This is a genomic window from Candidatus Korarchaeota archaeon NZ13-K, assembly GCA_003344655.1.
Taxonomy (GTDB): Archaea; Korarchaeota; Korarchaeia; order Korarchaeales; family Korarchaeaceae; genus Korarchaeum.
In genome coordinates this window covers 1-9,886 of sequence record MAIU01000039.1, presented here as the reverse complement: position 1 = coordinate 9,886, position 9,886 = coordinate 1, and the positions used below count along the sequence as shown (strand labels likewise).

Annotated in this window: 11 protein-coding genes; 4 read left to right on the top strand and 7 right to left on the bottom strand. The window is 59.3% G+C overall.

The genetic code is table 11. The features are described 5' to 3' along the window. The 4 genes from BA066_05050 to BA066_05035 form a co-directional block, all read right to left on the bottom strand. The coding region (locus tag BA066_05050; protein RDD53328.1) for an inositol-3-phosphate synthase at positions 1-447 on the bottom strand (447 nt) is incomplete at its 3' end. Between the two features lie 26 nt (positions 448-473). Further along, positions 474-1,253 carry a hypothetical protein gene (locus BA066_05045; GenBank protein RDD53327.1) on the bottom strand — a complete coding sequence of 260 codons (780 nt, stop codon included), beginning with the start codon at positions 1,251-1,253 and terminating at the stop codon, positions 474-476. Then, positions 1,250-2,059, bottom strand: a complete 810-nt coding sequence (locus BA066_05040; protein ID RDD53326.1) for an ABC transporter permease — start codon at positions 2,057-2,059, stop codon at positions 1,250-1,252. The genes BA066_05045 and BA066_05040 overlap by 4 nt, the downstream gene beginning before the upstream one ends. Next, positions 2,059-3,063, bottom strand: a complete 1,005-nt coding sequence (locus BA066_05035; protein ID RDD53325.1) for an ABC transporter ATP-binding protein — start codon at positions 3,061-3,063, stop codon at positions 2,059-2,061. Before BA066_05035 ends, BA066_05040 begins: the two co-directional genes overlap by 1 nt. Before the next feature lie 124 nt (positions 3,064-3,187). Here BA066_05035 and BA066_05030 point away from each other — a divergent pair, with 124 nt between their 5' ends. Next, on the top strand, positions 3,188-3,973 hold the full coding sequence (locus BA066_05030; GenBank protein RDD53324.1) for a hypothetical protein: 786 nt from the start codon (positions 3,188-3,190) through the stop codon (positions 3,971-3,973). Positions 3,974-4,024: 51 nt separating this feature from the next. Here the strand turns inward: BA066_05030 and BA066_05025 are convergent, their stop codons facing one another. The 3 genes from BA066_05025 to BA066_05015 all read right to left on the bottom strand — a co-directional run bounded on the left by BA066_05025 (position 4,025) and on the right by BA066_05015 (position 7,255). Beyond that, positions 4,025-5,419, bottom strand: a complete 1,395-nt coding sequence (locus BA066_05025) for an MATE family efflux transporter (GenBank protein ID RDD53323.1) — start codon at positions 5,417-5,419, stop codon at positions 4,025-4,027. A 114-nt stretch (positions 5,420-5,533) separates the two neighbouring features. Continuing rightward, complete coding sequence (locus tag BA066_05020; protein RDD53322.1) at positions 5,534-6,610, bottom strand: hypothetical protein; 1,077 nt, start codon at positions 6,608-6,610, stop codon at positions 5,534-5,536. 309 nt (positions 6,611-6,919) lie between these two features. After that, on the bottom strand, positions 6,920-7,255 hold the full coding sequence (locus BA066_05015; protein ID RDD53321.1) for a hypothetical protein: 336 nt from the start codon (positions 7,253-7,255) through the stop codon (positions 6,920-6,922). A 244-nt stretch (positions 7,256-7,499) separates the two neighbouring features. Between BA066_05015 and ilvB the strand changes: the two genes are divergently transcribed. The 3 genes from ilvB to BA066_05000 form a co-directional block, all read left to right on the top strand. Further along, positions 7,500-9,215, top strand: a complete 1,716-nt coding sequence (gene ilvB, locus BA066_05010; GenBank protein RDD53320.1) for a biosynthetic-type acetolactate synthase large subunit — start codon at positions 7,500-7,502, stop codon at positions 9,213-9,215. Continuing rightward, complete coding sequence (locus tag BA066_05005; protein RDD53319.1) at positions 9,203-9,484, top strand: hypothetical protein; 282 nt, start codon at positions 9,203-9,205, stop codon at positions 9,482-9,484. Before ilvB ends, BA066_05005 begins: the two co-directional genes overlap by 13 nt. A 4-nt stretch (positions 9,485-9,488) precedes the next feature. Next, on the top strand, positions 9,489-9,886 hold a 398-nt coding region (locus BA066_05000; GenBank protein RDD53318.1), incomplete at its 3' end, for a ketol-acid reductoisomerase.

Sequence of the window (9,886 nt, the reverse complement as noted above, 5' to 3'; positions counted from 1 at the left end):
GGCCCTGGAGGTCCCATCGAGACCGCTGGATATCGCGTTGACTACCACATCAGCCCCGCTCTCCCTCAAGGCCTCGAGCACGTCCTCCTCCCTGCCCTCAACGACCCTGATGGAGGAGGCCATGTGGGGGTTCAGCTCATCCCTCAGGATCCCCCTCCGGACCTCCACCCCAGTTCTGGGAACCTCAATGGCCTTGATGGTGGAGTTTGGCTCCGAGAATATCGCCTCGGATAGATCCTTTCCCACCTTCCTAGCGTCCACATCGAAGGCCGCCACGACCTCGAGGTCGTCGACCGTGAAGCCCCCTACCTCCGGGTGCCAGAGCCCATCCGCCTTTGGATTGCTCCTGTAGTAATGTATGCCCTGAATGACAGCTGAGGCGACGTTCCCGACACCAATGAAGGCGACCCTCAGCTTGCGCATGGTCATCGCTATGTCGATCATCATCAAGATAAAAAGGGTTCGATGGGCCCTCAGTAGAAGCCTATCGCCCTCACCCCGTTCCTCCTCAGGTACCTCTCCACGCTCCTCATCGTCATGATCGTGAGCGAGAGGAGGATTAGGGTCTCCAGGATCGATATCAGGACAGCGAAGCCGATGAGGGAACCTGACTCCGAGCCCGCGCTCACCTTCAGCAGGTAAGCCGGGGCCACGTAGGGTATTGCGAGGTAAACTAACCTCATGTTCTCGGGTATGACCCTCGTGGGGACTATGAGCACTCCCACGGTGGAGAAGTTCAGTATCTCCAGGAACTGCTCGGAGACGCTTGTCCTCATGGCCAGGGCCGATATCGTGAGCCCGTAAAGGAGGCTCTCCAGAGAGACCACAGTGAACCCTAGGAGGGCGAGCTCAGGGCTGAGGAGGGAGAACATGTCAACCGAGAAGAGGGCTCCCACCAGGATCCCCATGAGGGCTATTGTGAGCGAGGAAACTATGGTGGCCACTATCAGCCTTCCTCCTATCACGTAGAACGGGGATATGCCCCTCATCAGGTGCTCCTCCACCATCCCTATTGAGATGAAGAAGTTGGACCATCCCCCGACGAGGCTGGAGAAGTTTGAGATCACGCTCCAGCAGGCTATGGTCCAGTAAGCTGACCTTAGGGCCATATCAAGCTCCCCCCTGGGGACGAAGAGGAGCACCCCCAGTATCAGGAGCAGGACCCACATCGCGTTGGACACCACCATGTTCAGGAAGCTGTACCTGAGCCTCCAAAGCCTGAGGAGATGAAGCCAGATAAGGATCCTGATCATATTGATCCGCCCCCCAGGGCCCTCCTCTCAGCCTCCCCCATGGCCGCGTAGGACAGGGCATTGTAGAGGGCTGCCATGCCGAGCAGCACGCCCATTATGGTCAAGGCCTCCCTCAGGACGGGAGTGGAGAGCAGCGCTGAGAGCCTGGCCAGCTCGAAGGTGTAGGTCGTGGGGAGGAGCTGAGATATGACCCTGGCCCAGAGGGGGAAGAGGTAGGATGGGTAGAACGCTCCGGAGAGTATGAGTATCACGGGGTTGAGCCAGCTCAGTATGTTGCTCTCCTCCTTCACCATGAGGAGGAGGGAGGCGAATATGGCGGAGAAGCCGAGGAGAGGGAGCATGCCCATGAGTATAGCCGCGGCCATGAAACCGGCATCTAGGAGCATTCCGGTTCCCTTCCTCCAGAAGAGGAGCGGCAGGAACTCTGCCAGCTGAACGAAGCTCCAGAAGATGTACCTGGGGACGTAGGACATCACGAGTATGGTCGATGTCCTGTGGGGTGCCAAGAGAACGTAAGGCAGGGTCCCGGCCCACCTGTGAAGGAGGACGGAGCCCCCGACGTCCCACATCACCGAGAGGGATGTCGAGGCTATCAGCGTGGAGGAGACGAAGAAGATCACCGGATCGACGTCCGAGCCCACGTTGGTCCTGAAGGACTGCGCGGAGCCGAAGAGGAGGCCCGCGCCTAGCACGAGCGAGAGCATCAGGTAGGGCCAGAGGAGGAAGGCCAAGAGGTTGGCCCTGTTGTTCTTGACGAAGTAGAGGTCCAGGAAGATCCCGGACTTGAAGAGGGATGCCAGGCCCATCATCCCCTCCCCCCGGTGAGCTTAACGAAGACGTCCTCGAGCGATGGCTCCGTCACCTCCACCCTCCTCACGCCGCAGCCTAGGGAGTGGAGCCTGCCCAGCAGAACCTGTGTCAGCCCCTCCACCTCAGCCTGGGTTGAGCTCACCCTCACCCTGACCTCCTCGCTCGCGATCATAACCTCCACGGGTCTCCCGATCCCCCTGTGAAGCTCCTCCCTGAGTTCAGAGGTGCTGAGCCTGGCCGGGAGCATCAGGAGGACCTCTATCGTCACTTCCCCCTCCACAATTCTTTTCAGGTTCTCCACAGTGTCCATGGCCACTATCCTTCCCTCATTCATTATAGCGACGCGATCGCACATTATCTCGGCCTCGAACATGTTGTGGGTCGTCACCAGCACGGTCTTTCCCTCCTCGTGGGCCAGCCTGATCATGAGCTCCCTCACCATCCTGGCGGAGTTCGGATCCAGCCCCAGGGTGGGCTCATCCAGTATCAGCACCTCAGGGTCAGTCAGCAGGGCCCTGGCTATGCTTAGCCTGGCCTTCATCCCGGTGGAGTACTCCTCGTAAAGCTTATCTGAGGCCCCGAGCTCCTCCAGGCCAACCAGCCTCAGTAGGGAGTCCACCCTCCCCTTCAGCTCACCCCCGTCCAAACCGTAGAGCATCCCGAAGTACCTCAGGTTCTCCCTCCCCGTTAGCTTCCAGAAGAATCCCCTCTCGACGGAGAGAGAGACCCCTATCCTCCTCCTGACCTCCTTGGGCTCCCTGACCACATCGTATCCCATGACGGTGGCCCTTCCGGAGTCCGGGAGGAGGAGAGTGCTCAGTATCTTCACGGTAGTCGTCTTCCCGGCGCCGTTTGGTCCAAGCAAGCCGAAGACCTCTCCCCTCTCGACGGAGAAGGAGATACCCTTGAGTGCATGCACCACGCTCCTCTCCCGCCGGATCCCCCTCCTCAGGTAAGTCACGTACCTCTTCTCCAGCCCCTCCACCTCTATGGCTTTCATGATCCCCCGACTAGTTCTGGGATAGTTATTTTAAGTTGAGCTGACAGAAGTGAGCATAAGCTGAACGCATCGGAAAGTTCTAATGCCGAGGATCGGCATCGACCCAGCATCACGATTTTTAATCATGGGGGGAGGCGCCGATGGGATGAGCGACAGAGCCCTCGTGATCGTGTGGCCCCTGCTGGCCCAGGCCTTCGCGATCCTGGTTGTGGTGAGCACGAGGCCCTCCCCGGCGATGGAGCTGGGGGTGGGAGAGTCCATAGGCCTCTCGCTCTTCTACGTGGCCTTCGTCTCTCTAGCAGCCCTTCTAATGGTCTATCTCATTCACAGGGGAAGGGAGCTCGCTTTGAAGGTCCTCACCTCCCTTGTGCTCGTCTACTCCGCCTTCATATCCCTGGACACCCTTCTCAGCTACTACTTGGAGGTTCACTGGTCCCTGGAGCTGGCCCTCTCGATCCTGATGGCCTGGCTGAGCTTCAGGGAGGATCTACTGGGTAACCTGGCCAAGTCCCTGCTCGCGGCCTCCATGGCCTACCTCTTCGCCACCCTCTTCAATGACACATTCATATACTTCCTCCTGGCCCTCCTCTCCGTTTACGACACTTACTCCGTCTTCAGGGGACCGCTAAGCAAGCTCTTCTCCGTGTCCAGGGAGCCCCTCAGAGCCCTCATGGTCCTCCAGGGTGACGTGGGCATGGGGCTGGGTGACGTCTTCTGCTACTCGATGGCCTCGGCTGTCTCATTCAGATCCATCCGCTGCCCGCTCTGCCTCATCCCCATGACCCTGCTCAACTCCGGCATCGTCCTGACGATATACATACTCACGAGGAGGAAGAGGGCTCTTCCAGGGCTGAGCATACCTATACTCCTGTGGCTGGCGCCTCAGCTGGTGCTCTCCAACATTCCCTGATCAGCCGAGCCCTGCCGGTATGCGATTCCTCCGGGATTCAGATACGAGTCCTCAGGGTCCCTCATCCAGCCCCCGATTTCCCCTCACGATAGGGACGTTCCACCTGCCGCGGGCCAGCCAGATGAGGGAAAAGAGTCCCGCCAGGAGGTTGCTCAGGGATATCGAGAGCCACATCCCCCGGGATCCCATCCCCATCGGGAAGGCCATCAGATAGCCCAGCCCTATCCTCACGATCCAGAGCCTGAATATCCCTATCAAGGTAGGCACGAGGGTCCTCCCGGAGCCCCTGCCGGCCGACATGCCGACCATGAAGAGACCGAAGAAGGGGAGTGTAGGTATTAGGTATACAAGGAACGCGTCGGCCTCCGCCAGTATTGCCTCATCGTCGGTGAACGCATCGGCCAGGCTGACCCTCAGCGGGAAGACCATCAGCACTCCTAGGGATATCAGCGAGAAGACCGTCAGGGATGCCTTAAGGGAGATCTCCCTGGCCCTCTCAGCCCTGTTAGCCCCTAGGTTCTGTCCTATCATTATCGCAGAGGCCCCTGTCAAGCCGAAGAGCGCCGCATCAACTATATCCGCGACCACGAATCCTATCGAGTAGGCGGCCACCACCAGCACCCCGAGGGCGTTCACCAGCCTGAGCTGGGCAATGAAGGCGAGGCTGTTCATGAGACCCATGCTGAGTATTGGTAGGCCGATCCTCAAGCTCAGGTTGATCCACTCCCCGCTCAAGTCCCAGGTCAGCCCGACCTCCATGTCCCGATACCTCCTGATGAGCCCGCGGAGCGCAAACGCATTAATTGCCGCGCCGAGCAGGTCCGTCAGGGCGGCGCCCAAGACCCCGGTCCTGGGGAAAGGGGGAATCCCCAGGATCAGAAGGGGATCCAGGACAGTGTTGATGGATATCGCCACGGCGTTTATCACCGCCGGCCTCCTGGTATCCCCAACGGCCTGAAGGATCGTCTGATAGGAAAGAGAGATGTACTGCAGCAATAAAGTCAGGGAGATCACGGCCGAGTAATCCATGACCCATTCGTATATCTCCTCAGGGGTCGAGATGATCTCGGAGAATATGTAGCCCCTAAGTGAAAATAGGAGGAGGAAGAAGAGGGATCCCATGAGGAGGGAGGATGTTAGAAGCCTAGATGCCGATATGCTGGCCTTCCTGTAATCCCTCATGCCAACGTACTGCGAGATGACGCTCATCCCGACCGCACTCAGAGCGTTCATCGGAGCGCTGAAGAGGAAGATGACGGGCCATACCTGCCTGGGCACCGCCACGGCCAGGTCGCTGTACATGCTCAGCCAGAAGGCGTCTAGCACGTTATAAGACACCTCTATCAACCTAGTTATCAGGGGAGGTACACCGAGTTTGAAGAAGGTCCTCATTATCGGGCCGTTGACTATCTCCTCCCTGTAGCTGCTTATGGCACCCCCGCTCACTCGCCAACTCCCCGAACCTTGATTTAAAAATTTTTACGTATGTCTCCCGGCCGCTTTTTTGTTAAAAACTATAAATTGATGCGTTATAAATAAAAATTTAATTCATCAGACGCCTCAGTAGGAGAGTAGTATGTAGATGCCCATCGCCGCGAGCAGGGCGCCCCCCAGCCTGGTCAGGTGGACTCTCCTCATCCCTCCGCTGAATCCGGCCGCCAGTCTCCTCGAGGTCGCTGCCAAGATCACCAATCCAAGGCCCAGGCTCAGGGAGAGGGATGCCAGCCCCATGATCCCCCGGGATATATCCCTGAGTGAGCCCAGGAGTATGAGCGACCCTGTGAGCAGGGGGAAGTTGCACTGGACCATCGCAAGGCCCGCGCCGAAGCAAGCCAGAGGTCCTCCCCTTAGGCGGCCCACCGGGTCCCTCCCGGGGAGCTTGCAGGACCTCTCGGGTAGGATCAGGGAGTAAATGCCCAGGGATACTGCTGCCACTGCCAAAAACCTGGTGACCCACCTCGCCAGCCATATGGCCAGTGAGGATGCCACTAGCACGAGAAGGCCCAGGGTGAGGATGCCGGCCGTGGTCGCCAGGAAGCAGGTCGCGTAGCTCCTCCTTGTTCGCAGCCTCGCCAGGGAGGAGAGGGACATCATGAGGGGAAGGGAGCAGGGGGAGAGCGCTATCATCCCCCCGAGCGCGGAGAAGGATACCAGCTCGCCGAGGATGGGTCTCTCATCCTCCGTCATCCATCTCCTGAGGAACTCTGCCGGCTCGCCTCCCGGATGACCGCTGAACCTCTTCACCTCCTCACCGTTCACGAACAGTATGAATGTCGGGGTCTCCCTTATCCCGAGCCTGAGGAACAGCTCGTCGGTCCTACCCGGAACCAGCTCCACGTCGATCACCTTCACCCCCTCAGGCGGGTTCCTCTCCAGCTCAATCCAGTGGGGCATGATCTCCTCGCAAGTCGAGCAGAGCCTGCTCCAGAACATCACAGCCACCTTTCCCTCCCCGATCTCTCTCGTGAGATTCCCCTCCGGCTCGCAGCTGACCAGAATAGGGTGGAGCAGTGCGAGCGCTAGGATCAGTGGTGTAGCATCCCTAGGGCGCATGGGAGAGCTGTGGACCAACCTTTTATAGGGTTTGTGTCCGCCGAGCCGAGGATCGCTAATCCCCCGCCATACCTCAAGGCGCATTGAGGCCTCGAATCATCAGATGCCCTGATCAACCTTCAAGCCTGTAGTACTCATCCAAGTTCCCCCTCCAGTTCTCAGATTCGTACTCCGGAAACCTCTCCACCCTGCACAGGGGCTTCGCGATTATCTCCCTCACGGTGAATTTCCCGGAAGAAGTTAGCGCTGTGCGCCGCCCTGACGACCAGCGCTGTGTCCAGGCCCTTGTATGTGCCACCGCATGATACGACCTCCTCAACCTCACCGGCATCCGTGGCGATGACGACGGCCTCGACGGCCACCTTCGTGCCTGAGCCGAATATCTCGAGCGTCCTATCTATTATGGCCTCTGGCGTGGGATAATCCCACCTCAGGAACCTCGAGGGAGGGGCGAAGGACCTCGTGCCCTGGATTATCTTGACTCCTTCCCTCAACAGCCTCTCCCTTATCCTGGAGTACTCCCTCCTCATGAGCCCTATCGGGGATCTCCCCCCTAGGCCCCCAGGTGGTCTCGGGATAGTGAGTGAACATCAGGATCCTCACGTCCTCGCCCCTGAACACCTCAAGGGCCCTAAGCGCGCTCCTGCCCGTCTCCGATGCGATTATAACCTTCTCAACTCCCAATTCCCTGCACCTCCTCTTGGCAAGGCAGACCCTCTCCGTGTTCACCTCACCACAATACTCGAAATATCGCCTCCCTGGTCACGTCCATCCTCCCAGCCACCGGAGAGGCGCTATCCTTGAAAGGGTTCGAGTCAATGAGGTGATGCTGCACCGAGGCCGCTCTTGAGCGACCCGATCGGGGTCAGGAGCCCGCGCTCGAGCGTGACTGAACGAAAGTTTTATAAATGGACGGACCGTTAAAGCCCCACACATCAGGGGTGGGATTGTTGATCCAACTAGCAGGTCCCCGATGAACAGGGTAGCTGATTCCCTCGCCTCCTCACTCGAGAGCCGCGGTGTCAGTGTGATAATGGGGGTCATAGGCGGCTCCATAATGCCCTTGTACGATGCGCTCTACCACCATGAGTCCATCGAGGTCCTCATGTTCAGGCACGAGCAGGGGGCCGCGCACGCCGCGGACGCCTACGGCAGGATAACCGGGAGGCCCGGCGTCGTCCTGACGACGAGCGGCCCCGGGGCCACGAACATCTTAACGGGCCTTGCCAACGCCTACATGGATTCCTCACCTGTGCTCGCAATAACTGGCCAGGTTCCGACGGAGGTCTTCGGGAGGGACGCCTTCCAGGAGGCCGATATATTCGGCATGGCGGCCCCGGTGACCAAGTTCACCTACCAGGTCAGGGACCCTGGGGAGGCCGTACCTGCCGTCGACCTGGCCTATCGCATCTCCACCTCGGGCAGGCCCGGTCCCGTGCTAATTGACCTTCCCAGGGACGTTCAGGTGGCCGAGGCCCGTGAGAGCAGGGAGCTACCCATTGAGATCTCTAAGTACCTCCCGCCTCGCCCGGAAGTCGAAAGGGTGAGGGAGGCCTGCAGGCTCCTCCTCAGGGCTGAGAGGCCGGTAATGCTCGTTGGGGGAGGGGTTGGGGTTGCCAGGGCTCACGATGAGGTCCTCGCCCTGGCCGAGATGCTCTCAATACCGGTGGTAACGACGCTCATGGGGAAGGCAGCTTTGCCCTCCAGTCATCCCCTCGTCCTGGGCGTCGCGGGAATGCACGGCAGGCCTGAGGCCGATGCAGCCCTGGCCAACGCCGACTTGGTGCTAGCTCTGGGCACAAGGTTCTCGGACAGGACCGTGGGGAGTTTCGGGGAGATATCGAAGAAGGTGATCGTTCACGTGGACCTCGACCCCAGCGAGCTCGGGAAAAACGTGAGGGCATCCGTGCCAGTATTGGGGGATGTGAAGGAGGTGCTTAGGATGATGATAGAGCTAGTGAGGGACATTGAGGTGCGCAGGGATGATAGATACCTCTCCTGGCTCAGGGAGATAAGGAGGGAGTTCGAGAGATCCCTGGAGGAGTGGGCGAAGGATTTCAGGGGAATGGTACCCTGGATGGTCCTGAAGACGCTTAGGAGGGTCTTACCGGCCGACTCGATAACCGTAACGGGAGTAGGCAGCCATCAGATGTGGACGGAGCTCCACTGGGACGTCCTGGTCCCAGGCACCTTCATAACATCGGCCGGGCTGGGCACGATGGGGTTCGGCATACCCGCCTCCCTGGGGGCGAAGATAGCGGCGAGGGAGAGGAGGGTCCTCTGCATCGACGGCGATGGCTCTTTCCAGATGACGTTCAACAACCTGGCCCTGGTCAGGGAGTACTCCCTCCCCTTCATCGAGGTCGTGTTCAACAACAGGGCCCTGATGCTGGTCAAGCATTGGCAGAGGTTCCTCTACGGGGGGAGGATAATAGCGACGGAGTTCAGGAGATCCCCCGACCTGGAGGGGATAGCCCGCGCATATGAAATCGAGTATTCCAGACCAGAGAGCTACGAGGAGCTCGCAAGCAAGGTTGAATGGGCCGCAAGGAACGATGAGCCCCTTATAGTAGATCTACTGATGGACAGCGAGACGGACATAGTACTGCCCTGGGTGCAGCCGGGGAAGTGGCTCACTGAGGCCGTCCTCCCACCCCGGATGGAGGTGAGCCTTGAATGGAGAGGTTGAACGCTAGCGTTGAGAGGGTCGTTAGCGTCAGACTCTTCGGATCCCTAGATCAGTTTCTGAGGTTGGTGAACGTGCTCAGGAGGAGCAGGGCCGAGATAAGGGGAATGGAGGCCAGGTTCTTTGGAAGGGAGGTGCTAGTCATGATGAGGGTGGAGGGAAGGCTAAAAGACATAGAGTGGACCGTCAGGAAGGTCTTCAACCTGCCCGAGGTGAGGAAAGTGGAGCTACTCGACGACCTGAATGCATTGGAGCCTCCGGTCGTGGGGTGATGTTATGGCCAGGATCTACACGGAATCCGATGCCAGCTTAGATCCCCTCAGGGGGAAGAGGATAGCTGTGATCGGCTACGGCATACAGGGGAGGGCCCAGGCCCTAAACCTGAGGGACAGCGGACTTGATGTTCTAGTTGGCGCCAGGAGGGGGAGCTCCTATGAGCTGGCCGAGAGGGAGGGTTTCCGGGTGCTCCCGATAGGCAGGGCCGTCGCGGAGGCGGATGTGATCCTCTACCTGCTGCCGGACATGGTCCAGCCAGACGTCTGGAGGGAGGAGGTGGAGCCCAATCTAGGTGAAGATGTCACGGTGGATTTCGCCCACGGTTTCACGATACACTACGGGTTGATAAGACCAAAGGAATCCGTGGATGTCGTGATGGTGGCCCCAAAGGCCCCGGG

Coding starts and splice junctions, on each gene's coding strand:
- BA066_05045 (RDD53327.1), bottom strand. CDS start 1,253: ATGATCAGGATCCTTATCTGGCTTCATCTCCTCAGGCTTTGGAGGCTC.
- BA066_05040 (RDD53326.1), bottom strand. CDS start 2,059: ATGGGCCTGGCATCCCTCTTCAAGTCCGGGATCTTCCTGGACCTCTAC.
- BA066_05035 (RDD53325.1), bottom strand. CDS start 3,063: ATGAAAGCCATAGAGGTGGAGGGGCTGGAGAAGAGGTACGTGACTTAC.
- BA066_05030 (RDD53324.1), top strand. CDS start 3,188: ATGGGGGGAGGCGCCGATGGGATGAGCGACAGAGCCCTCGTGATCGTG.
- BA066_05020 (RDD53322.1), bottom strand. CDS start 6,610: ATGCGCCTTGAGGTATGGCGGGGGATTAGCGATCCTCGGCTCGGCGGA.
- ilvB (RDD53320.1), top strand. CDS start 7,500: ATGAACAGGGTAGCTGATTCCCTCGCCTCCTCACTCGAGAGCCGCGGT.
- BA066_05005 (RDD53319.1), top strand. CDS start 9,203: ATGGAGAGGTTGAACGCTAGCGTTGAGAGGGTCGTTAGCGTCAGACTC.